Annotated in this window: 21 protein-coding genes; 16 read left to right on the forward strand and 5 right to left on the reverse strand. The window is 66.8% G+C overall.

The features are described 5' to 3' along the window. Positions 1-45: 45 nt before the first annotated feature. The gene (locus tag MOX01_RS02960; RefSeq protein WP_141368300.1) at positions 46-846 is read right to left on the reverse strand and encodes a MerR family transcriptional regulator; all 801 of its coding nucleotides are present in this window, start codon (positions 844-846) and stop codon (positions 46-48) included. A 117-nt stretch (positions 847-963) separates the two neighbouring features. Between MOX01_RS02960 and MOX01_RS02965 the strand changes: the two genes are divergently transcribed. The 6 genes from MOX01_RS02965 (at position 964) to MOX01_RS02990 (ending at position 7,394) form a co-directional block, all read left to right on the forward strand. After that, entirely contained in the window at positions 964-1,713 is a 750-nt protein-coding gene (locus MOX01_RS02965) for a phosphotransferase (RefSeq protein WP_141368302.1), read from the forward strand. 109 nt (positions 1,714-1,822) lie between these two features. After that, the gene (locus MOX01_RS02970; RefSeq protein WP_141368304.1) at positions 1,823-3,160 is read left to right on the forward strand and encodes an HNH endonuclease signature motif containing protein; all 1,338 of its coding nucleotides are present in this window, start codon (positions 1,823-1,825) and stop codon (positions 3,158-3,160) included. A gap of 162 nt (positions 3,161-3,322) precedes the next feature. Continuing rightward, complete coding sequence (gene dnaK, locus MOX01_RS02975; RefSeq protein WP_045263917.1) at positions 3,323-5,188, forward strand: molecular chaperone DnaK; 1,866 nt, start codon at positions 3,323-3,325, stop codon at positions 5,186-5,188. 2 nt (positions 5,189-5,190) lie between these two features. Next, positions 5,191-5,847 carry a nucleotide exchange factor GrpE gene (locus MOX01_RS02980; protein WP_046748698.1) on the forward strand — a complete coding sequence of 219 codons (657 nt, stop codon included), beginning with the start codon at positions 5,191-5,193 and terminating at the stop codon, positions 5,845-5,847. Between the two features lie 7 nt (positions 5,848-5,854). Further along, positions 5,855-6,838, forward strand: coding sequence for a DnaJ C-terminal domain-containing protein (locus tag MOX01_RS02985; protein WP_046748699.1), 984 nt, complete (start codon positions 5,855-5,857; stop codon positions 6,836-6,838). A 142-nt stretch (positions 6,839-6,980) separates the two neighbouring features. Further along, positions 6,981-7,394, forward strand: coding sequence for a heat shock protein transcriptional repressor HspR (locus MOX01_RS02990; protein ID WP_058632345.1), 414 nt, complete (start codon positions 6,981-6,983; stop codon positions 7,392-7,394). A gap of 66 nt (positions 7,395-7,460) precedes the next feature. Here MOX01_RS02990 and MOX01_RS02995 read toward each other — a convergent pair whose 3' ends face one another. After that, positions 7,461-8,393 (reverse strand): hypothetical protein, encoded by a 933-nt coding sequence (locus tag MOX01_RS02995; protein ID WP_230977787.1) that lies wholly within the window; start codon positions 8,391-8,393, stop codon positions 7,461-7,463. A gap of 68 nt (positions 8,394-8,461) precedes the next feature. On the opposite strand from MOX01_RS02995, the gene MOX01_RS03000 reads away from it, so the two are divergent. From MOX01_RS03000 to MOX01_RS03025, 6 genes are all read left to right on the forward strand, one after another. Next, on the forward strand, positions 8,462-9,622 hold the full coding sequence (locus tag MOX01_RS03000) for a glycoside hydrolase family 183 protein (protein ID WP_141368306.1): 1,161 nt from the start codon (positions 8,462-8,464) through the stop codon (positions 9,620-9,622). 155 nt (positions 9,623-9,777) lie between these two features. Beyond that, complete coding sequence (locus MOX01_RS03005) at positions 9,778-11,145, forward strand: ABC transporter substrate-binding protein (RefSeq protein ID WP_046748702.1); 1,368 nt, start codon at positions 9,778-9,780, stop codon at positions 11,143-11,145. Between the two features lie 71 nt (positions 11,146-11,216). Next, positions 11,217-12,143, forward strand: coding sequence for a carbohydrate ABC transporter permease (locus tag MOX01_RS03010; RefSeq protein WP_046748703.1), 927 nt, complete (start codon positions 11,217-11,219; stop codon positions 12,141-12,143). After that, a complete protein-coding gene (locus tag MOX01_RS03015; protein WP_046748704.1) occupies positions 12,143-13,036 on the forward strand; it encodes a carbohydrate ABC transporter permease in 894 nt (297 codons plus the stop codon). Before MOX01_RS03010 ends, MOX01_RS03015 begins: the two co-directional genes overlap by 1 nt. Before the next feature lie 57 nt (positions 13,037-13,093). Then, positions 13,094-14,194, forward strand: coding sequence for a glycoside hydrolase family 183 protein (locus MOX01_RS03020; RefSeq protein ID WP_058632329.1), 1,101 nt, complete (start codon positions 13,094-13,096; stop codon positions 14,192-14,194). Positions 14,195-14,303: 109 nt separating this feature from the next. Further along, positions 14,304-14,744, forward strand: coding sequence for a DoxX family protein (locus MOX01_RS03025; RefSeq protein WP_058632328.1), 441 nt, complete (start codon positions 14,304-14,306; stop codon positions 14,742-14,744). 12 nt (positions 14,745-14,756) lie between these two features. Here MOX01_RS03025 and MOX01_RS03030 read toward each other — a convergent pair whose 3' ends face one another. Further along, a complete protein-coding gene (locus tag MOX01_RS03030) occupies positions 14,757-15,890 on the reverse strand; it encodes a glycoside hydrolase family 172 protein (protein ID WP_141368308.1) in 1,134 nt (377 codons plus the stop codon). Positions 15,891-15,993: 103 nt separating this feature from the next. Between MOX01_RS03030 and MOX01_RS03035 the strand changes: the two genes are divergently transcribed. Next, a complete protein-coding gene (locus tag MOX01_RS03035; RefSeq protein ID WP_046748707.1) occupies positions 15,994-16,977 on the forward strand; it encodes a LacI family DNA-binding transcriptional regulator in 984 nt (327 codons plus the stop codon). Here MOX01_RS03035 and MOX01_RS03040 read toward each other — a convergent pair. After that, positions 16,974-17,294, reverse strand: a complete 321-nt coding sequence (locus MOX01_RS03040; RefSeq protein ID WP_046748708.1) for a hypothetical protein — start codon at positions 17,292-17,294, stop codon at positions 16,974-16,976. The genes MOX01_RS03035 and MOX01_RS03040 overlap by 4 nt on opposite strands. 195 nt (positions 17,295-17,489) lie before the next feature. Here MOX01_RS03040 and MOX01_RS03045 point away from each other — a divergent pair, with 195 nt between their 5' ends. Genes MOX01_RS03045 through MOX01_RS03055 form a run of 3 tightly spaced genes read left to right on the forward strand, consistent with a single transcriptional unit; the run spans position 17,490 to position 23,178 of the window. Next, positions 17,490-18,983 (forward strand): FGGY-family carbohydrate kinase, encoded by a 1,494-nt coding sequence (locus tag MOX01_RS03045; RefSeq protein WP_141368310.1) that lies wholly within the window; start codon positions 17,490-17,492, stop codon positions 18,981-18,983. Continuing rightward, a complete protein-coding gene (locus tag MOX01_RS03050) occupies positions 18,980-21,547 on the forward strand; it encodes a GH116 family glycosyl-hydrolase (protein WP_141368312.1) in 2,568 nt (855 codons plus the stop codon). The genes MOX01_RS03045 and MOX01_RS03050 overlap by 4 nt, the downstream gene beginning before the upstream one ends. Beyond that, entirely contained in the window at positions 21,544-23,178 is a 1,635-nt protein-coding gene (locus tag MOX01_RS03055; protein ID WP_061015236.1) for a fucose isomerase, read from the forward strand. The genes MOX01_RS03050 and MOX01_RS03055 overlap by 4 nt, the downstream gene beginning before the upstream one ends. A 14-nt stretch (positions 23,179-23,192) precedes the next feature. On the opposite strand, the gene MOX01_RS03060 is transcribed toward MOX01_RS03055, so the two are convergent. Beyond that, the gene (locus MOX01_RS03060; RefSeq protein ID WP_141368314.1) at positions 23,193-23,471 is read right to left on the reverse strand and encodes a hypothetical protein; all 279 of its coding nucleotides are present in this window, start codon (positions 23,469-23,471) and stop codon (positions 23,193-23,195) included. Between the last annotated feature and the right edge of the window lie 147 nt (positions 23,472-23,618).

Below are 23,618 nucleotides of genomic sequence, written 5' to 3' on the forward strand. Positions count from 1 at the left end.
TTACTCTCATCCTGCCACGGTTCGACGCCCGCGGCGCCGTGTGCCTCAGCCCCGCCGCACGGGCTGCTGCAGTTCCGTGACCCAGTCCGACTGGTCGTCGGAGACGGCGCGCACGTAGAGATCGCGGCAGGGGCCGTCGTGCGTGAGGCCGCGGGCCACGATCTCGGTGTGGATCGCGTGCCAGCTCTCGGCGATGTGCTCCATCGAGCCGAGGTGGATGCCGCACACGGCCTCGTCGGCCGGAGGCAGCTCGATGATCTCGAGACCTTCCCGTGCGGGCCCGGCATAGATGTATCCGGCGATGACCTGCAGGGCGTCGTCGAGGGTCTCGTACTGGGCGATCGGGGTCGCCAGGGAGTGGTCGTCGCCGATGATGTCCGCCACAGTGTCGAACGCGGGACCGACGACACCTGCGACGGCGGGCTGGTCGGCCACGATGGTGCGGATCGCGGCCAGGCGGACGGCGGGGAGCGGCTTGTCGATGATCTCGATCTGGGACATGTGATTCTCTCTCTCGATGAGGTGGAGGCGCCTTTCCACGTCGACGAGTCTCTCTGCGGCGACGCGGTGCTCCTGCTCGACCTCGGTGCGACGGATCCGCAGCAGAGCGGCGATGCGCTCGGCATCGACGCCACGGTCGAGGATCGCGGAGATGTCATCGAGCCCGAACCCCAGCTGGCGCAGGGCGACGATCCGGTGCAGCCGTTCCAGCTGTGACGGATCGTAGGAGCGATAGCCGCTGAACTCGTCCACGTGGGCGGGCATGAGCAGGCCGGCGGCGTCCCAATGCCGGAGCATCCGGTGGGTCACCTGGCCGATCTGCGCGAACGCTCCGATGGACAACATGCCTCAGTTCTCCCGTCTGCCACTGTGTGAGGGTCAAATGAGTGTGAGGGTCAAATGGCTCTCGGGGTCAAGTATCGCGGTGGGACGGCGGGGGCATCGGCGCGCTAACGTCGACGCGTGGACGAAGAGGTGCTGGCCGGAGGGAACGCGAGCGGGGCCGTGGTGCGCATCGGCGACACGGTGCGCAAGGCGTGGACGGCGGCCACTCCGAGCGTCGATCATTTCGTCGCGGCGATGCGGGTGGCGGGGGTCGATGCGCCGGAACCGCGTGGCCGCGACGAACGGGGCCGGCACGTCGTGGAGTTCGTGCCGGGAACCCTGGCCATGGACGGTGAGCGGCTGACGGTGGCCGAGCTGAGGCGCATCGGCTCGATGATCCGAGGGATCCACGACGCCAGTACCCGCTACACGCCGCGGGCGGACGCGGTCTGGGAGACGGCGATCGTCGCGCCCGGTGCCGAGCTCATCTGCCACAACGATCTGGCGCCATGGAACCTCGTCGTCGGCGACCGCTGGGTGTTCATCGATTGGGATGCCGCCGCTCCGAGCACCCGGCTCTGGGACCTCGCCTACGCGGCACAGGCGTTCGCCCTGTCGGATGTCGGACGAGACCCGGTGGATGCGTCTCGGGATCTCGCTGCGCTGGTCGATGGATACCGGGCGGACGATGTCATGCGCCGTGATCTGCCTCGCGGCATGGAGGACCGGACGGCGGCGATGCTCGCGCTGCTCGAACGGTCTCACGCCGTCGGTGACGAGCCGTGGGCCTCGATGTACGTGGACGGGCACGGCGACCACTGGGCGGACGCGCTGCGGTACGTCCGGGAGCATCGAGCGGTGTGGGCCGGAGCCCTCGGCGGGGGCTGAGCGGCTTTCCGGAGTGCTCTCGGGTGCAGCGACGACCACATTCCGGCATATCGTTTTTCTGCCGTGATCTGGGGCTTCGAATGTCGGTGGCCCCTGATTCACTGCAGGTATGACGGCACTGGCTGACGCGACGCTCGAGCAGGTGGGCGCGCTCGCCGCGCTCACCGAGATGCTCGTCGAGGTCGAGCGCACGATCAGCAGTCTGCAGGCCGCGCGCGACGGCATCCTGGCGTTGGGGTCACGGATCGCTCTCGAGGTCGCCGACCAGGCGGAGCATCCCGATCACGGCGACATGTCGGCGCGCACGGTGGCTGCCGAGTTCGCCGCCGCCCTGCGGGTGAGTGATCGGACGGTGCAGCGCCGGATGGCAGACGCGGCATGGATCGTGGAGCGCTTCCCACTGGTCTGGGAGGCGCAGGGCGCCGGTCGCATCAGTGCGGCGCACGCCCGGGTCATCTGCGAAGCCGGGGAACACCTCGATGAGGGGGCGACTCTTGATGCCTATGCGACGCAGGTGATCGCCTTCGCCGAGTCGGAGTGTCCGGGGCGAGTGGGCCGCATGGCTCGGCGGGTGGCTGAACGATTCCAGGCACGGTCGATCGAGGACCGGCACCTCGACGCACGGGAGAAGAGATCCGTGTGGGTGAAAGACGTCGGCGACGGGATGTCGCAGTTGGGCCTGCTCGGGCCGTCGACGCTCGTCCACGGCGTCTTCGACCGGCTGACGCAGATGGCCAAGATCGTGCAGGGAGCGGATGAACCTTCGGGTCCGGAATCGGCCGCTGCCACCACCGATCCGCCCACCACCGATCCGTGCACCTCTGATCCGTGCACCTCTGATCCGCGCACCGTCGCTCAGCTCCGTGCCGACCTCGCCCTCGACCTGCTTCTCGCGGGTGCTCCGATCGGGCACGACGCTCCCGAGGGGCTCCTCTCGGGTGTCCGTGGAGCGGTGTCGATCACCGTTCCCGTCACCACCCTGATCAGAGGCGGCGGGGCGTCGGCCGAGTTGAACGGTTGCACTCCCATCGACCTCGACACCGCTCGCGCGCTCGCCGGAGCGGCCTCCGGATGGGATCGAGTGCTGACCCACCCGATCACCGGCGCGCTTCTCGCAGTCGACCGCTATCGTCCGGGGTCTGATCTGAAGCGACATCTGAGAGCGAGGGATCAGCGCTGCCGATTCCCCGCCTGCGGATATGCCTCCACTGATTGCGACATCGATCATCATCACGACGCCGCTCTCGGGGGAGCCACTCGCGAATCGAACCTCGGCCACCTCTGTCGGCGCCATCACATGCTCAAACACCACTCTCCGTGGATGGTCGAAGCTCTGGGTGCCGGTGTCTACGCCTGGACGAGTCCGACCGGCAGGGTCTACGTCGACCGGCCGCCCCTGCAGAACACCGTCACCTTCACCGAAGAGCTCGCGGTGGCCCCGTTCTGAGCTCTTCCTCAAAGTTGAGCCAGTTCATATCAAGTTCATTTGACTCCTCGTCGACCCCCAAGTACACTTGAGTCATCGCGACTCAGGTTTTCCTGATCGCCGCAGATTTCTGAGACACAGAGAACTTCCCACGAAGAGAACTTCCAACAAAGGAGAGAACACATGGCACGTGCTGTCGGTATCGACCTCGGAACCACCAACTCCGTCGTCAGCGTCCTCGAGGGTGGCGAGCCCAAGGTCATCGCCAACGCAGAGGGCTTCCGCACGACCCCTTCGGTCGTAGCCTTCACCAAGGACGGGGAGGTGCTCGTCGGTGAGACCGCGAAGCGCCAGGCCGTCACCAACGTCGACCGGACGATCGCTTCCGTCAAGCGCCACATGGGCACCGACTGGACCTTCGACGTCGACGGCAAGAAGTGGACGCCGCAGGAGATCTCCGCGCGCATCCTGATGAAGCTGAAGCGCGACGCCGAGGCGTACCTGGGCGACACGGTGACCGACGCGGTCATCACGGTCCCCGCGTACTTCAACGACGCCGAGCGTCAGGCCACCAAGGAAGCCGGCGAGATCGCGGGCCTCAACGTCCTGCGCATCATCAACGAGCCGACCGCTGCCGCTCTGGCGTACGGCCTCGACAAGGGCAAGGAAGACGAGCTCATCCTGGTCTTCGACCTGGGTGGTGGAACGTTCGACGTCTCGCTGCTCGAGGTGGGCAAGGACGACGACTTCTCCACGATCCAGGTGCGCGCCACCGCCGGTGACAACCGCCTCGGTGGAGACGACTGGGACCAGCGCCTGGTCGACTACCTGATCAAGCAGTTCAAGGAGACCACGGGCGTCGACGTCTCGGGTGACAAGATCGCCCTGCAGCGTCTCAAGGAAGCTGCGGAGCAGGCGAAGAAGGAGCTGTCCTCCTCGACGTCGACCAGCATCAACCTGCCGTACCTGTCGCTGACCGACTCCGGCCCCGTGTCGCTGTCCGAGACCATCACCCGCGCGAAGTTCGAGGACCTCACGAAGGACCTGCTCGACCGCACCAAGAAGCCGTTCGAGGACGTCATCCGCGAAGCCGGCATCAAGGTGTCCGAGATCGACCACATCGTGCTCGTCGGTGGATCGACGCGTATGCCCGCGGTCGCCGAGCTCGTCAAGCGCGAGACCGGCAAGGACGCCAACAAGGGTGTCAACCCGGACGAGGTCGTCGCCGTCGGTGCCGCCCTCCAGGCCGGTGTCCTCAAGGGCGAGCGCAAGGACGTCCTGCTCATCGATGTCACCCCGCTGAGCCTCGGTATCGAGACCAAGGGCGGCATGATGACCAAGCTCATCGAGCGCAACACGGCCATCCCGACCAAGCGCAGCGAGACCTTCACCACGGCAGACGACAACCAGCCGTCCGTCGCGATCCAGGTCTTCCAGGGCGAGCGTGACTTCACGCGTGACAACAAGCCGCTCGGCACGTTCGAGCTGACGGGTATCGCCCCGGCTCCCCGTGGCATCCCGCAGATCGAGGTCACCTTCGACATCGACGCCAACGGCATCGTGCACGTGTCCGCCAAGGACAAGGGCACCGGCACCGAGAAGTCGATCGTCATCTCCGGCGGCTCGTCGCTGTCGAAGGAAGACATCGAGCGCATGGTGCGCGAGGCCGAGGAGCACGCGGCCGAGGACAAGGCGCGTCGCGAGGCCGCCGAGGTCCGCAACCAGGCCGAGACGCTCGCGTACTCGATCGACAAGCTGATCACCGAGAACGACGACAAGCTGCCCGAAGACGTGAAGACCGAGGTCAAGGCCGATGTCGACGCGCTCAAGACGGCTCTGGCCGGTGAGGATGACGACGCTGTGAAGACCGCGTTCGACAAGCTCAACCAGTCGCAGTCCAAGCTCGGCGAGGCCATCTACGCCTCCTCGCAGGCGGATGCCGCTGCCGGCGCTTCGGCTGACGGCGAGGCCCCGGCCGGTGACGCTCCCTCCTCCGACGAGGACGTCATCGACGCCGAGGTCGTCGACGACGAGGACGAGAAGAAGTAACCATGACCGACAAGAACTTCGACGAGAACCAGAATCCTGAGTCCGCCGAAGGTCGCAGCGAGGGGTCGGATGCTCAGGCATCCGGCCCCGCGCCGCACCACCAGGACTCCCGCGATGCGCAGGCCGCCGAGGGCTCGGACGAGACCCCGGCAGACGGCGCTCCCGACGACCTGACGGTCGACGACATCCTCGGCGCGACCCAGACCGGCGAGGCCGCGGCGGAAGACGCCGTGCTCGCCGACCTCGAGTCCACTCTGCTGAACGACCTCAAGCGTCTGCAGGCCGAGTACGCCAACTACCGTCGCCGCACCGAAGAGCAGCGGCAGGTCGAGATCGAGCGGGCGAAGGGCGAGGCCGCCAAGGGCCTGGTCCCCGTGCTCGACGACCTCGATCGCGCGGCCCAGCACGGTGATCTGGTCGAGGGCACGCCCTTCGCCGTGATCGCCGAGAAGGTGCGCACGGTCGTGGAGCGTCTCGGAGTGGTCGCGTACGGCGAGAAGGGCGAGGAATTCGACCCGCAGCGTCACGAGGCGATCTTCCAGCAGCCGACGCCCGGCGCCGAGAAGACCACGATCCTCGAGGTCGTCGAGGTGGGCTACCGTCTCGGTGATGTCGAGCTGCGCCCTGCGAAGGTCGTCGTCGCTGTCCCGGAAGGGTAGGTGATCGATGGCCAGCCAGGATTGGTTCGACAAGGACTTCTACAAGACCCTCGGGGTGTCCAAGGACGTCAGCGATGCAGAACTGAAGAAGACGTACCGCAAGCTCGCGCGCAAGTATCACCCGGACTCCAATCAGGGTGATGCCAAGGCCGAGGCGAAGTTCAAGGAGATCAGCGAGGCCTACTCGGTGCTCTCCGATGCGGAACAGCGCAAGGAGTACGACGAGATCCGCGCCATGGGCTCCGGTGCCCGCTTCACGGCGGGCGGCCAGGGCGCAGGCGGCTTCGAAGACGTGTTCAGCCGTTTCGGCCAGCAGGGCCGAGGGCAGACGGCGGACTTCGAGGACATCTTCGCGATGTTCAACCAGGGCCAGGGTGCGAGCTTCGGCGGCGGACGCTTCGGCCAGCCGAGCGGCGGCTACCGCGGCTTCGGCGGGCCGCAGCGCGGTGCTGACGTGACCGCGCGCACCACGCTCGACTTCGTCACCGCCGTGCAGGGCGAGACCATCTCGCTGCAGGGCGAAGACGGCAAGCCGTTCAAGGTGAAGATCCCCGCCGGTGTCGCCGACGGCCAGAAGATCCGTCTGCGCGGCCGCGGCCGGCCCTCGCCCGATGGTGGGGAGAGCGGTGACATCGTGGTGCAGATCACGGTGCGCCCGCACCCTGTCTTCACGCGCGACGGTCTCAACCTGCGCGTCGTCGTGCCCGTGACCTTCACGGAGGCGACCCTGGGGGCGACCATCGAAGTCCCGACCCTCGGCGGCGACGTGGTCAAGCTCCGCGTCGCACCGGGCACCCCCTCAGGGCGGGTGCTGCGGGTCAAGGGTCGCGGAGTCGCGACGTCGAAGGGCACGGGCGATCTGCTCGCCGAGCTCCAGGTCGCGGTGCCGACGCACCTCGACGAGGCCGCACGCGCGGCGCTGGAGAAGTTCCAGGAGCTCGAGCCCGATGAGAACCCGCGAGCCGAGTTGATGGCGAAGGCCCGGCGATGAGCAGTCGTCGGGATCACATCGCCGGGACAGGCGTTCGCGCCGGATCAGGCCGTTCTGTGAAGAACGCGCCTGTTCCGGCGCCTCTGCCTGAGTCCGCGCGTACGACAAGAGACACGGGTAGGAGAGGAGAGGGGAATCGATGATGAACGCCGACACCCCGGTGTTCGCGATCGCGGCCGCCGCCGAGCTCTCCGGCCTTCACCCTCAGACGCTGCGGCAGTACGACCGCATCGGCCTCGTCGTCCCCGGCCGCACCTCGGGCGGCTCGCGCCGCTATTCGTCTCGCAACATCGAGCAGCTGCGCGAGGTCGCACAGCTCTCCTCCGAAGGGGCGAGCCTTCCCGCGATCGCTCGTCTGCTCGACCTCGAAGACGAGAACAGGGCGCTGCGCAACCGGATCGCCGTGCTCGAAGCCGCCCTGCGCACCGAGCGGGAGAATCGCCCCGGCGTGCGCGTGTTCGCCGCGGGTTCCGCGGGCGTCGTGCCCATGCCGACCGGTCGCCGCCTGCGCCGCTCGACCGAGGTCGTGCTCTGGGACCCGCGAGGCAGCGCCTAGAGGCAGCGCCTGGAGGCAGCGCCTAGAGGCAGCGCCTGGAGGCAGCGCCTGGAGGCAGCGCCTCGATCAGAGCGGCTCCACGGAGAACCGGAACGCCGCACCATTGCGGAACGGTTCGACGATCTCGAAGTTCTCGTACGCGGGACCCCCGGGGATCGGCGAAGAACTCGCCCAATAGGACCAGCGGGCGTTGACCACTGCCTCGAGCGCCGGGTGCGGGTCATCCACGCGCCAGGTCTGCACGGCTCGACGACCGAGGAAGCGCCAGTGTTCCGCGGTATCAGCGGAGTACTCGACGGACCAGGGCTCCTCCTCGTCGCCGGTGGCGCTCACCATCGCCGATTCCCCGTCGCGGGTCAGGTCGGCGAGCGGAAAGCGGCCGTGAGCGGTGAACGCGGTGCCCGAGAACTCCGGCCACAGCTCGGCAGGCGACACCACGCGGTCCGCCAGGTGCAGCAGCCGCAGTCGTGCCCAATTGCCCATCGTCGCGGTGAGGATCAGGTGAGAGAGCGGCACAGATGTCGCCCTCGTGAACCCCGCGACCTCCACCTCGTGCGGCCGGTCGGCGAAGAACCGTACCCTCACACTCACATCCGCACCGTTGGCGAAGCGTTCGACGCCGATCCAGACGGTGAGCGTCTCCACGCCCTCGACGGTACCGATCCGTCCACGGGCCGGGGCCGTCGACGGCATGGAGTTCGCACCTGCAGAATCGTCCGCCGACCAAAACCTCTTGCCCTGCTCGCCGGGATCCAGCGTGCTCGGCTCCATCTCTGAGAATCCCCGTTCTGTCGCGCCCTCCGGGACCGGCTCCACGGCGATGAAGTTCACCAGCCGCTCGTGGGGGTGGTCGAGGTAGGGGGTGAAGACGCGCAGGAGCCCGCGCGGCCCCGGTGTCGGCGGGATTCCGACCTGGAGCCCGCCGACAGGCCCCCACCGGGGCTCGGTTGCGCCGTCACCAGAGGGCCGAAGCCAGTGGGGTATTGCGAAGTCGAGCATGTCGATGACCCTAGTGTGTTGAAATCGATTTCGCTAGATTCGAGGCATCACGTCGATCGAGGAGGATCATGTCCCGCCCTGTCGCCTTCCTTCCTGTCGACTTCCGCCGAGCGGCCGTGGCGGTATCCCTCGTTCTGGCCGTCGCTGTTGTCGGGTGCAGTGGAGAGGGCGGTGTGATCGTCGATCCCGATCCTGACAAACCGTTCGTGCTCGATGGGGTGTCCGGCCTCACCGAGATCGCGCAGCTCACGGGGCCGGGCGCCATGAACGACACGGAGTCGGTCTCGGTCGCGGGCACCGACCTCGGATCGATGGTGAACGTCGGTGACAAGACCTTCTTCTTCTTCGGCGACACGTTCGGCGAACGCGAGCCCGGGTCGATCGGTGGGCAGGGCGGGTTCTGGCGCTCGAACGTGGCTGCGTGGACAACCGACGACGACCCGTCGGACGGCATCGAGTTCGAGGGGTGGCTGGAGGATGAGGTCGGCCTCGCCGCGCCCCTCATCGAAGGCGATCACGACGCGAACGGCGCCGGTGGCGAGGTCACGAAGATTCCGACCTACGGCTTCGCTGTCGGAGACGCGATCTACGTCTCGTACATGTCGGTGCGTTTCTGGGGCAGTCCTGGAGCCTGGGATTCCAACTACTCCGCCCTCGTCGTCTCGCGGGATCACGGATCTACATGGCGCCCTGTCGAAGGCGTGGAGTGGCCGGGTGACTCGAACTTCGTGCAGTTCGCGACGGCCGAGGTGAGGGACGGCGACGCGGACTGGATCTATTTCTGGTCGATTCCGTCCGGCCGATTCGGTGGTGTTCAGCTGATGCGCGTCCCGGCCACCGAGGAAGCCGTCGAAGACCAGTCGGAGTACTCGTACTTCGCAGGTCTCGAAGGAGGGACGCCGCAGTGGAGCGACGACCTGCGCGACGCCGAGACGATTCTGGAAGGCACGGTCGGCGAGCTCTCGGTGATGTGGTCGACGTATCTGGACCGCTGGATCATGACCTATTCGGATGCCGGTTCGGCATACATCCGTGAGGGTGTCACGCCGTGGGGCCCGTGGGGCGAGGCGATCGAACTCGTTCCCCGCGAGGACCATCCCGGGTTGTACTCGCCGTATCTGAATCCGCGATACGTGAGCGATGGCGGACGTCGGATCTACTTCACGCTGTCGCTCTGGGATCCGTACAACGTCTTCTGGTTCTCCGCAGACCTGGAGCGCGCAGAGTGATCGACGCACGGATCATGCCTTGCGTATGAAATCGATTTCGCCTACTCTGGCGCATACCCGATCACCGACGATCCAGGGATGCGACCGGGGCCCGTCGGCGGCAGCCGAGATCACCGCAGCGACTCGATGAGGAGTCCGTTCCTGAGGAGGAACCCATGAGAATCACAACTCGTACGCGCAGGGCCGCGATCGCCGCTCTGGGCGCGCTCACGGTCGGCGTCATGCTGGCCGCGTGCGGTTCCGGCACGCCGGGGGAGTCTGCCGGCGACGGCGGCGGAGAGGACGGCGTCACCACGGTGCAGTTCTGGCACCGGACGTTCACGCCTGTGGAGAACGAGTGGTACGCCGACATCGTGAAGAAGTTCAACGCCTCGCAGGACAAGATCAAGGTCGTCGATACCGAGGTGCCCGCCGACGCGTGGGACCAGAAGATGAAGGCGGCCCAGGCCGCCGGTAAGGCCCCGGACGTCTACACCAGCTCCGCCAACCTCTACGACCTCGTGAACGCCGGATCGGTGCACGAACTCGACTCCATCGTCCCGAAGGACGCCCTCGACGAGATCCTCGACAACGCGAAATCGATCTCCGAGATCGACGGCACGCACTATGCCTATCCACTGCTGCTCGAGCCTCAGACCGTGCTGTTCTGGAACAAGGACATGTTGGACGCTGCCGGTGTCGATTCAGGGAGCGCCCCGGCGACATGGGACGATCTCCTCGCCGCCTGCGCGAAAATCCAGCCGACGCTTTCCGACGGGCAGTACTGCATCTCGCCGGCGCAGGATGCGGTGACAATGGCGTGGTCGACCGTGGGGCAGCAGTACAACTTCGCCGGACACCTGGCGCTCACCGACGACTGGACCGCCCCTGACATCGACAACGAGGGCTACCGGAGCCTGATGGAGCAGTACCAGCAGCTGTGGGACAAGGGATACATGCCCAAGCAGCCTCTCGCGGCATACGTCGCAGGCGAGGACTTCGGTCAGCAGAAGGTCGCCTTCAAGGTGTCCGGTTCGTGGATGATGTCCGAGATCGGCTCGGACTACACCGACCTGCTCAGCAAGACCGGCGTCGGTGCCTTCCCGAGTTCGTCGGATGCGGACGGCCGCACAGCCACCACGATGGGCAACTTCACCTGGGTTGTCGACGCGAAGAGCAAGGCCCCCGAAGCAGCCGGCGAATTCCTCGCCTGGGCGATCGGCGGCGAGCCGCAGAACCTCGTCCCATTCTTCGTCGACACACAGTTCACCAAGGTGCCGGTGCGTCAGTCCGTGCAGGATGCCGTCGCGGCGAGCGAAGAGGCCGCTGACGCTCCGTGGTCGAGCATCATCGTCGACGACATCGCGCCGGACGCCATCCCCGGTTCCACCTACCCCTGGGATGTCAATCTCGCCGTCGGCACGGCGATGGAATCCGTGATGAAGGGCTCCGCCTCGGTGGATGACGCGATCAAGACCGCGAATGCGGCGATCCAGACCGTCATCGACCGCGACGGGCTGTCCGACAAGGCACCAAAGAACTGACGTCGCTCACTGTTCGGGGGTCGGCCCCGTCCCCCGAACAGTGAAGGACACGAGATCACGACGAGGTGGATATGGCCAATCAGGCTGTGCAGGAACGCCGGGCGATCCGGCAGCGGCAGAACCGTTACCGCTATCGCGACAACAGGACCGCGTACTGGTTCCTGCTGCCGCTGGTGGTGCTGCTGGGGATCTTCGTGATCTGGCCGGCCATCTACGCCGGATACCTGTCATTCCAGGACTGGAGCTTCTACAAGGACCCGGAGTTCGTCGGCATCCGCAACTACGCCAACGTGCTCAAGGATCCGCTGTTCCTCGCGACCATCGGTCGCGGCTTCGCCTTCGTGCTCCTCACCGTGCCGATCATGCTCGTGCTGGCGTTCCTCTTCGCAAGCCTCGTCGTGACCGTGTCTCGACGGGCGGCCAGCCTCCTGAAGGTCAGCATCTACATCCCGACGATCATCTCCGCCGTGATCGCGTCGATCATCTTCGTGCTGATCTACAACTACTCCGGCGGACTTCTCAACGCTTTCCTCGGTACCTTCGGCATCGAGCCGATCGCCTGGATAGGTGATCCCAAGTGGGCGCTCCTCGCCATCGCGGTCCCGGCGATCTGGCTGGGCATGGGACTGACCTCGCTGATCATGGTCGCCGCGATGGTCGACATCCCGGCGGAGTACTACGAGGCGGCGGCGATGGAGGGGGCCAACTGGGGCCAGAAGACCGCGTACATCACCATCCCGCAGATGAAGAACGTGGTGCTGTACCTGCTCATCACCGGTTTCGTCGCCGCGATCCAGCAGTTCGAACTGCCCCTCGTCATGACCCAGGGCGGTCCGCTGGATTCCACAACCCTGCCGAACCTGTTCATCTTCAACCACTTCCGCAACGATGTGAACGTCGGCTACTCGATCGCCGCAGCGCTGTTGCTGTTCGTGGTGCTGGGTACGATCTCTGCCCTCGTCTTCAAGTTCGTCAACTCCGAGAGGCTGGTGGACTGATGGCCGTCATGCAGGAGACCACGCGCATCGTGCTCGCCGGCAGAGAACCTCGCTCGACCAGGCCGCCGCGCAGCGCCGGAGGCTGGCTCGTCGTCATCGGCAAGGTGATCCTGGGTGCGCTGTTCGTCATCGCGTCGCTGTTTCCGCTCGCCTGGATGGTGATCGCCGGCTTCAAGTCGAAGACCGAGGTCGTGGAGACCCCCTTCCAGTTCTTCCCCGAGGTGTGGCTCTGGCAGAACTACGCGCAGATCCTGGCCGATCCGACGTTCCTGCGCACTCTGCTGTGGACGTTCTTCGGTGCCGTGCTGTTCACCGTGGGCAGTCTCGCCGTGAACTCGCTCGCCGCCTACGCCTTCGCACGTCTCGACTTCCGGTTCAAGAAGACGATCTGGGCGATCGTGATCACGACGATGTTCATCCCCGGCATGACGATCCTGCTCACGAGCTTCATCGTGGTCACCCGCCTCTCCATGCTCGACACGCTGGCCGTGCTGGTGATCCCCGGGCTTGCGAGCGCCGGCATGGTGTTCTTCATCCGGCAGTTCTACCTGAACATCCCCAAGAGCTTGGAAGAGGCCGCGATGCTCGACGGGTGCGGTCGGTTCGGCATCTTCGTGCGCATCTTCCTGCCCTTGTCGAAGCCGCCGTTCGTCGTGATGGGGATCACCGCATTCCTCGCGTACTGGAATTCGTACGTCTGGCCGATCCTGACCATCACCTCACCGGAGCGGTTCGTGCTCCAGCAGTATCTGGCGACGTTCCGCTCCGAGCGCAGCACCGAGCTCGGCCTCTTGATGGCCGGGTCCGTGCTCGCCGCAGCGCCGGTGATCATCCTGTTCCTCATCTTCCAGCGTCAGATCATCGGCAACATCAAGATGGCAGGCCTGAAATAGCAGCACTCTGCAGCACCACCGGCACCCGCCACCCGGCGGCAGCGAGAGGAGAGATCGATGGAGATCGAGCAGAACCAGGAGTCATGGCTCAGCCGCAGGGGCGTTCTGCAGGGAGCGGTGGTAGCGGGAGCGGCGTTCCTGGCTGCGACCGGCCGGCCCGCTCCCGCGGCCGCCGCCGGACTGTCCGTGACGAGGGTCAAGGTGCTCGCCGGCACGCAGAGCCCCGTGCAGTACGGCATCGGGGCCACGGATCTCGGGATCCCCGCTCGCACACCGGATGGTCGGATGCTCTTCATGTTCGGCGACACGTGGGCCGATGGTGTCGGCGGCGCGAACTGGCGTTCCCCCGTCGCTCTCTACTCCTCGACGACGAACCTCGCCGCGGGAGTCGCGTTCAACGGGAGCGCGGGTGCCGGAGCGAACACGCAGGGCGTCGCTCCGCAGCTCTGGTATTACCCGCACGACGCCTACTTCACGACAGTGATCCCCTCCGATGTGATCACCGTCGGATCGCGAATGTATCTGCACGCGATCGTCAATGGCCCTCAGTTCGGAGCCGTGCGCTGGACGGAACTCTGGAAGTCGGACGACAACGGCGCGTCCTGGCAGCACACGGGGCTGCAGTTCCCCGCGGATATGGCGGGCGGCAAGTTCCAGTGCATCACGTGGGGCGAGGGCAACGACGGCTACGTGTACATCTACGGCACGGGCTTCCAGCGCGACAAGGGCATCGTGCTGTACCGGGTGCCGTCGAACAACATGACGACGCTCTCGGCCTATCAACCGTGGGGCTTCGCGAACGGTTCATGGGGGTGGGGCAAGCCCGTCACCGAGGTGCTCGGCGGCAAGTTCGGTGAGATGTGCCTGCGACCGCTCGGCGGGAAGTGGATTCTCACCTGGTTCAACTCCGGCGCGTATCGGATCGACGCGATGGTCCTGAACACGCCGACCGACAACCTCTACACGGCCACGAAGACCACTCTCCTCACCGGCACCGAGTGGAACACGGAAGATGCCTCGCACGTCGCGCAGCTCTACGGCGGCTACATCATCCCCGGGTCGACCCTGTCGGACCTGCACCTCAGCGTGAGCCAATGGAACACGGGCAACAACAGCGTGTACCACTCGGAGCAGTTCCGCGTGCAGGGGCTGGTGTAGGCGGGCGCGTCCAGGAGACCGAAAGCAACGCTTCCTAGCTTGGGGAGCAGGGAACGACCCTGCTCCGCGCCTGGCGCGCGGGTGTCCTGCCACGAAGGAAGAACTCCTCATGACGAACACCAAAGCCCCCTCTGCCGCCGCCTCGACCGGCCTCCTGGTCCTCCGGGTCGTCGTCGGCGCGATCTTCGCCGCCCACGGCGCGCAGAAGATCTTCGAGTTCACGCTGCCCGGGACCATCGGCAGCTTCGCCGGCATGGGAGTGCCGTTCGCCGAGATCGCCGCCCCGCTGGTGGCGTTCCTCGAGCTCGTCGGCGGCATTCTTCTGATCATCGGATTCCTCACGAGGCCGGTCGGCATCCTGCTCACCATCGACATGGCGGTGGCGCTTCTCCTCGTGCACCTCCCCGCCGGGCTGTGGGTCGGGGACGGGGGCTACGAGTTCGTCGCGGTCCTCGGTGTCGCCGCGCTCGCGCTGGCGCTCACGGGAGCCGGCCGTTTCTCCATCGACGGCGCCCTGCTTCGCGGTCGTGCCCCTGCCTGGCTCGCCTGAGAGTCGCCGCGCTCAGTCCTGAGGCTCGCGGGGCGGAGTGGCGCCGATGTCCGGCACCGGGGCTGTGCCTAGGTGCACCTCCAGGTCGTCGGCCGTCGGCGTCTTCGGGCGCCGCGCGGTCGGGCGGTCGAGGTAGAACAGTGCGGTGGAGGCGATGTCGTCGCGCAGCGGTAGGTACCGCCAACCGCTGCGCCATCCGAGCGCCTGGATGTCGACCTTCGGGATACCGGTCGCGAAATGGATCGGGTCGAGCAGGTGCCAGCGGTACATGCCGAAGCGCTGCTGCGACACATACAGCCCGTCGGGACGGATCACCTGGGGCATGCCCAGATAGGGAGTCGAGAATTCCGTGTAGCCCTGGCCGGGGATGTCGAAGTTCCAGGCACCGCCGAAGTAGTCCTCTGTCCCCGTGCCGCAGATCGTCGGATAGTCGGTGTCGTCGTCGAGGTAGAACTTGATCTCGCCTTCGCCCCACCATCCGTTGGAGTTCACGCCCCAGGCGATGTACGTGCCGACGTACTGACCCTGCCCTTCGACGCCCTCCAGAATCACGTGCGGGGTGAGATCGGCCAGCGGGTTCGATCGACGCCACTGCGCGTGGAAGTACGCGTCGTTCGAGTGGTCGCCTCCGACCTCGTAGGTCACCTGGTAGTAGACACGCACGTCGACGACGGAGGTGTTCTCGAGGGTCAGTCTGGCGCCGTCCTTGAACGGCATCGGCCAGTAGGAGTTGAATCCGCCGTGCGGGTTCGCAGCGATCGTCTGCGAGTTCACCTGCGCGAAGACTCCCCAGGCGTTGCAGAAGAAGTCGCCGTACGGCACCTCGACGGCGGGTTCGTCGGCGCCGTCCCAATATGCGCGCAGCAGCAGGGTGCGCCAGTTGTCGGTATGGGTCGTGATCCAGAGGTGGGTGATCTTGCCCGCACCGGTGATGTTCGCGAGCTCGAGCGTCTCGCCGGCCTTCATGTCCATGCTGGGCGAGATCTTCCAACCGGGACCGAGGTCACGAGCGTTCATAGCGCCCGTGCCCTCGGTCGCGCGGCCACCGCCCCCAGCGGATCCGTCGAAGTTCTCGGGGGAGATCGATCGGGTCTGCACCGGTCGCAGCGCTGCGAGGGATGCCAGATCAGAAGCAGAGGAAGTCATGGGCGCCAATGTAATCGATTTCAGATGAGAACGCCAGAGAATCGAGGTGTGCGCGATACTGTTGCTTTCACGTCCGGCGCGTCCGGGCAGGCAGTGAGGGTGCATGGCCACGATCTATGACGTCGCGGAACTCGCGGGTGTCTCCCCGGCGACCGTCTCGCGTGTGTTCAACGGCACGAGCGTGTCCGAGGAGAAGGTGGCCGCCGTGCGCGACGCCGCGGCCCGGCTGAACTTCACGCCGAATCGCACGGCTCGTACACTCCGACGCCAGAGCTCCGAGGTCATCGCGCTCGTGATCCCGGACATCGAGAACCCCTACTTCACGGAGATGGCGCGAGGGGTCGAAGACGTCGCCTCCGAGGCGGGCTACTCGGTCGTCCTGTGCAACTCCGACGCGCAGATGGAGAAGGAGGCGACATACCTCCGTATCGCGATCTCCGAGCACATGTCGGGGATCATCATCGCGACGGCCGACGAGCGGTCCAACCTCGAGGGCATCCTCGCGACGGGGCGTCCCGTCGTGGCGGTCGACCGCAGCACCACGTACGACATCGACGGTGTCGTGATGGCGAACCGTGCAGCGGGCACGTCCGCGACGCAGGATCTGATCGACGCGGGCTATCGTCGCATCGCCTATATCGGCGGGCCCGAGCACATCGATACCGCGGCGGAGCGAGCCGCAGGATGGCGCTCCGTGCTCGCTGCGGCTCAGCCCGACCTCGACCTCGACGAGCTCGCACGATTCGCGACGTTCCGCGTGGAGGGGGGCCGTGCCGCTATGGAGGAGCTCCTCGCGCTTCCCGAGCCGCCCGATGCCGTGGTCGCCGGGAACAACCTCATCGGCGTCGGCGCCATCCAGGTGCTCACCGAGCACGGGCTCACTCCGCCGCAGGTCGGTGTCGCCGTGATCGGGTCACTGCCCTTCACGACGCTGTCTCCCACCGCCGTCACCGTCGTTCGCCTGCCGGCGCGCCACATGGGTGTGACGGCGGCGCGGATGCTGCTCGAGCGCATCAAGGGCGACCGGCAGCCCTCGCGCACCGTGGTGCTGCGCAACGAGATCCAACCCGCCAGCCAGCGGGTCTAGCGGGAGCCCCAGAAGCGGGTCGCCAGGTGGGCGACCTCTTTGTCGAGCTCTTCGAGTCGTCGATCGACAGAGCCCAGTCGCGCGTCGAACGTCGCCTCCAGAGCGTCGAATCGGGTGTCGACCCTCGCGTCCATCGCCTCGAACTTCGTCTCCATCGCCTGGAGCTTCGTCTCCATCGTCTCGAACCGGTATCCCAGCTCGCGCCGGAGGGACGATGTCATCTTGTCGTTCTGGCGGATGAGGACGGTCAGCGCCCCCAGCATGAAGGCAGCGAACACGCCGATCAGAGTCCAGACCTGGGGTTCGTTCATCTGCATGGCTCCATCCTGCGGGGGAGTCCTCAGATTGTCACGGTATTCCAGTGCGGCTCGGGCTCGAGCCCGTGAAGAGTGGAGAGCGCGCGCTCCCCGCAGATCGTGCAGGAAAGGTCGGATCTTCTTGCGATGTGAAATCGATTTCGCATAAAGTGGCCACAGGTTTCAGATTCTGTGCCCGGTTTCAAGGAGGACACCATGCGCTGCACCCTCGGGGTGGACATCGGCACGTCCAGCAGCAAAGGCGTGCTGGTGGGGGTCGACGGCACGATCATCGCGTCGGCGAGCCGTGCGCACGAGGTTCGCCGCCCCCACACCGGCTGGGTCGAGATGGACGGCGACGTGTGGTGGGACGAGTTCGTCTCGATCTCTCGCGAGCTGCTCGAGACGGTGCCCGATGCCGAGGTGGTCGGAGTCGGTGTGAGCGGGATGGGGCCGTGCATCCTCCTCGCCGACGAGGATGACCGCCCGGTGCGTCCCGCCATCCTCTACGGCGTCGACACGCGCTCGACGGCGCAGATCGATCGGATGACGGGCGATCTCGGCATCGAGGAGATCACGCGCGTCGGCGGATCGACGCTCACCTCGCAGGCGGGTGGCCCCAAGATCGCCTGGATCGGGGATGAGGAGCCGGAGGCCCTGGCGCGTGCGCGACGCCTCTTCATGCCGGCGTCGTGGCTGACCAGGAACCTCACCGGGGCGTATGTGCTCGACCACCAGTCCGCGAGTCAGGTCTCGCCGTTCTACGACATCGAGGCCGAGAGCTGGTACGGGCCGTGGTGGGAGCTATACGCGGGCGGTATCGAGCAGCCCGCACTGCTCTGGGCGGGCGACCTGGCAGGAGAGGTCACCGCCGGCGCGGCAGCGGCAACCGGCATCCCGGCGGGAACACCCGTGATCACGGGCAGCATCGACGCCTGGACGGAGGCGGTCAGCGTCGGCGCGCACGAGGTCGGCGACCTCATGCTCATGTACGGGACGACGATGTTCCTGGTCGCGACGGGGGCGGAGACCCTGCGCACCCCGTCGATGTGGACCACTGCGGGAGCGTTCGCCGGCACACGCAACCTCGCGGGCGGGCTCTCCACGTCCGGCGCGCTGACCGCCTGGTTGAAGGATCTGACCGGGGCGGATTACCCCGAGCTGCTGGCAGAGGCGGAGCTCTCTCCACCCGGTGCGAGGGGATTGCTCGTGCTGCCGTACTTCGCCGGGGAGCGTACCCCGATCCAAGACCCTGATGCCCGGGGCGTGATCGCCGGACTCACGCTCGAGCACACGCGAGGCGACCTCTATCGTGCCGCTCTCGAGGCCACGGCGCTCGGCGTGCGCCACAACGTGGAGACCATGCGCGCGGCGGGTGCCGACATTCGTCGGATCGTCGCGGTGGGCGGGGGCACCCAGGGGCGGCTCTGGCCGCAGGTGGTCTCCGACGTGACAGGTCTCGCGCAGGAGGTACCGCAGACGACGATCGGCGCGAGTTACGGTGCGGCCTTCCTCGCCGCGACCGCGATCGCCGCGCCTGACGCGACGCCGGTGATCACGGACTGGAACCCCGTCGCGGAGACGATCCGGCCTGATGAGGCGCTGCGCCCGGCCTACGACGACCTGTTCGACAGATACGTGCGCCTCTACGCGGATTCGAAGGACGTCGTGCACGAACTCGCAGACACGCAGCGCGGAGCATCCGCATGACCCGCGAACGGCGCGCCCGCGGTATCCCGCACACGTCGCAGGCGACGGCGTTCCCGCTGGGAGGCATCGGGACGGGCAATGTGTCGATCGGTGCCAGGGGAGAGCTGCGCGACTGGGAGCTCGAGAACCTTCCGGACAAGGGGCGTCGCAACCCGCACTCCTTCTTCGCGATCCATGCGGCTCCGGAGGGCGGCGACGCGGTCACCCGAGTGCTCGAAGCGCGGCTCGGCGGGCGTCACGATGCAGACGCGGGCTACGCGTTCGACCAGCTCGCGGGCCTCCCGCGACTCGATGCCGCGACGCTGCACGGCGAGTACCCGGTGGTCGACGTCGACTTCAGCGACGCCGTCCTACCGGTCGACGTCTCGCTGCACGCCTTCACACCCCTGGTGCCTCTCGACGCGGACGAGTCCGGCATCCCGGCAGCGGTGCTGCGTTACCGCGTGACGAACCCTGGGTCGGTCCCGGTGGCGGTCACGGTCGTGGGCAGCATCTCGCACACGGCGGGGCGTGGCACCCCGGGGCCGGATGCGCCATGGGGGATGCGTGCGACGCAGACGGTGCGCTGGCGCGACGACGGCGAGGTGCGCGGACTCGACTTCGGGGTGGATCTGCCCGAGGATGACTTCGGCTACGGGACGCTGAGCCTCACCACGACGGATGCGGCCACGACCGCCAAGCCGCAGTGGGTCACCAGCTACTGGCCCGACGGTGCACGGCTGTTCTGGAACGATCTGACTGACGACGGGCTGCTCGCGGCGGAGCCGAGGCTCACGCTGGAGGATCGGCCCAGAGGGCTCTTCGCCGAACCCGATGCCGATCCGGACGCCGCGCCGCTGACCGAAGCGGAGATGCTGGCGAAGCTTCCCCGTCTGCGCACCGGCTCGCTCGGCATCGTGCACGTCCTCGCTCCCGGTGAGAGCCGCGACTTCGAGTTCGTGCTGTCGTGGAGCTTCCCGAATCGTCGTCGTGGGTGGAACGGGCATATCGTGTTCGCCGACCCGAACCTCGACGAGATCGTGCGGAACCACTACGCGACGCTGTGGCCGGATGCCTGGGCCGCCGCTGCCCACGTGCACGCGCACCTCGCAGAGCTCGAGGAGACGACGGATGCGTTCGTCGAGGCGCTGTACGGCGGGAGTCTCGATCCGGTGCTGATCGATGCGATCGGAGCGAACATCGCGGCCGCCCGTTCCACGACCGGCTTCGTCATCGAATCCCCGAACTCCGAGCTGGGCGATGGACCGGTGTTCGCGGCGTGGGAGGGATCTTTCGATCACGGCGGCTCGTGCGAGGGCACCTGTACCCACGTGTGGTCGTATGCGCAGACCCTCGCCTGGCTCTTCCCCTCGCTCGAAAGAAGTGCTCGGCGGGTGGAGTATCTGCTCGAGACGGACGAGTCCGGGGCGCAGAAGTTCCGCGGCAACCGCGTCTTCGGAGGTCCCTCCTGGTTCATGGGTCCGGCCGTCGACGGACAGCTCGGCACTCTGCTCCGCCTGCACCGGGAATGGCGCTTCAGTGGAGACGACGACTTCCTGCGTGAACTGTGGCCCGCAGCCGCTCGCACCCTGGACTACGCGATCAGGGTATGGGATCGCGACGGAGACGGGCTCCTCGACGGGGAGATGCACAACACCTACGACATCGAGTTCCACGGGGCAGAGCCCCTCGCGAACGGCGTGCACCTCGCGGCGCTCCGGGCGGGTACGCGCATGGCTGCCCATCTCGGTGAGGACCGGCGGGCGGAGGCATGGTCGGCTCGAGCGGACCATGTCGCCGCGGCGATGGACGAGACGCTGTGGAACGGTGAGTACTACCGCCAGGTGATCGGCGATGCCGACGCGCACCGGTACCAGTACGGCGATGGCGTGCTGTCGGATCAGCTCCTCGGGCAGTTCCACGCATTCGTGAACGGCCTCGGGCACATTCTTCCCCCGGAACGAGTCGATTCGGCGCTTGCCGCGATCGTGGCGCACAATCACCGTGACGACCTGTCTGCGCACGAGAGCACGCAGCGCGTCTACGCCCTGAACGACGAAGGTGGGCTCCTGCTCGCATCCTGGCCGCACGGTGGACGCCCGGCGATCCCCTTCGTCTACTCCGACGAGGTGTGGACGGGAGTCGAGCATCAGGTCGCGGCCTCGCTTCTCTATGCCGGCCGCGTCGATGACGCGATCCTCGTCGAGCGTTCGTTGCGCGGGCGGTATGACGGGCGTCACCGCAGTCCGTGGAACGAGATCGAATGCGGCAACCACTACGCACGATCGCTCGCGTCGTGGGCGCTTCTGCTCGGAGCGAGCGGTGTGCAGTGGGATGCCCCAAGCGGCGAGCTCTCCTTCGCTCCGGCGACCGGCGGTGATCTCCGCAGCCTGTTCACCACGGGAACCGGCTGGGGGCGTGTCGAGATCGACGAGCATGAACTGGCCATCCATCTCGACGGCGGCACGCTCGATGTCGCAGACCTGCGGCTGCGCGGCCGGACCGTCGGCCGCGACATCCGACTCCGAGCCGGGGATACGCATCGTTCCCGGCTCACCCCGACCCCAACCCCGGAGGCATCATGACCACCTACACCCTGCCGACGACGGCATCCCGCCCGACGACCGCTCCGAAGACCGCGTATCTCATCACGTCCGGAGACCTTCGTGAGTCGGCGAACGTGGCGGGGTGGCCCACCCAGGTCGAGCTGGAGACCGGCGTCACCGGGGTGCTGAACGCCCTCGGGTGGGAGGTCATCCGGCCCTTCGGCGTCGACCCCGAGACCGGGCACGGATTCATCTCGAGCCAGCGCATGGGCCTCGAGGTGTTCACGCGCATCCCCGTCGACGCGCCGCTCATCGTCGCGATCGCCAACTGGCAGTACTCGCACCATGTGCTCGCCGGACTGCGATCCCACGAGGGGCCGATCCTCACGGTCGCGAACTTCGCCGGCGATTGGCCGGGCCTCGTCGGCCTTCTCGGGCTGAACGCGGGTCTGACCAAGATGGGCAAGCCCTACGCGACCACCTGGTCCGTCGACTTCGCCGATGAGTGGTTCACCGACGGCATCAAGGAATGGACGGAGTCCGGCGCCATCACGCACGACAGCTCGCACGTCCGACCGCTGCCCGCGCTGCCGGACAGCCCGGAGAAGCAGCTCGGCGAGGCGCTCGCGGCACAGCTGCTCTCCGAGAAGGCGATCATCGGCGTGTTCGATGAAGGCTGCATGGGCATGTACAACGCGATCTTCGACGACGAGCTGCTCAACCCGACCGGCATCTACAAGGAGCGCCTCTCGCAGTCGGCGTTGTACGCCGAGATGCTCGACGTCACGGACGATGAAGCCGACGCCGCGTACGACTGGTTGATCGATGCGGGGATGACGTTCCGCTACGGCGAAGACGGCGTCACCGAGCTCACCCGCGACCAGGTGCAGTGGCAGCTGAAGATGTACATCGCCGCGCTCCGCATCGCCGACGACTTCGGGCTCGACGCGGTCGGCATCCAGTACCAACAGGGCTTGAAGGACCTGGTGCCCGCCTCAGACCTGGCCGAGGGTATTCTGAACTCGACCGAGCGCCCGCCGGTGACCTCGCGCGACGGCTCTCGCGTTCTGCACGAGGGACGGGCCTTCCCGCACTTCAACGAGGCCGACGAGGGTGTCGCCGTGGACGCGCTCGTGACCGACCGGGTGTGGCGCGCGATGGGGCTCGTGCCCGACAACACGCTGCACGACGTCCGCTGGGGCGAGGACTACGACGGACAGTTCGTCTGGGTCTACGAGATCTCGGGGTCGGTGCCGGCATCGCACCTCGGAGGCTGGCAGCACGCGGAGGGATGGCGGCAGGGTCATGTGTTCTTCCCCGCGGGCGGCGCCACGATCAACGGCGTCTCGAAGCCCGGCGAGGTCGTGCTCTCCCGAGTGTTCATCGCCGAGGGCATCCTGCAGGCCGACATCTTCCGGGCGTCGGTGGTCGAGCTGCCGGCGGAGGAGACCCAGCGGCGGAAGGACGCCACGAACCCCGAGTGGCCGATCGCCCACGTGGTGCTGCACGGCGTCTCGCGCGACCAGTTCATGGCACGGCACAAGGCGAACCACGCGCAGCTCGTCTACGCGCCCGACGCCGAGACCGCGGACAAGGCCCTGATCGCGAAGGCCGCGATGTTCGACGGGATGGGGATCAAGGTCAACCTGGTGGGAGACGTGACGATCTGATCGGTCGCTGCACATCACTGCGAGCGCCAGAAGCGGGTCGCGAGGTTCGTGAGTTCCCTGTCGAGGTCGTCGACCTTGATCTCGATGCGGTCGAGCCGGGCATGGAGCCCATCGATCCGGGCCGAGAGCGTGCCTTCGACGCGGTCGATCTTCGCCGAGAGCGTGCCTTCGACGCGGTCGATCTCGGCGCGGATCACCCGGCTGAGCTGCGTCGTCATCAGCGTCATGCCGCCCAGCATCACTGCTGCGAAAACGCCGATCAGAGTCCATACCTGCGGATCGTCCAAGCGCATGCCTCCAGTCTGATTCCGGAGGGCAAGGTTGTCACGGTATTCCGGTCGTGACGTGCTGTCATCCCGGTGGCTGTGGAGCGAATGGCGTGTAGAAGCACCGTGCAGAAGAGGTCAGGAATCGGTTGCAGCCGGAGACTCGGTGACCAA

The sequence above is a fragment of the Microbacterium oxydans genome, assembly GCF_006540085.1.
GTDB classification, from domain to species: Bacteria; Actinomycetota; Actinomycetes; order Actinomycetales; family Microbacteriaceae; genus Microbacterium; species Microbacterium oxydans.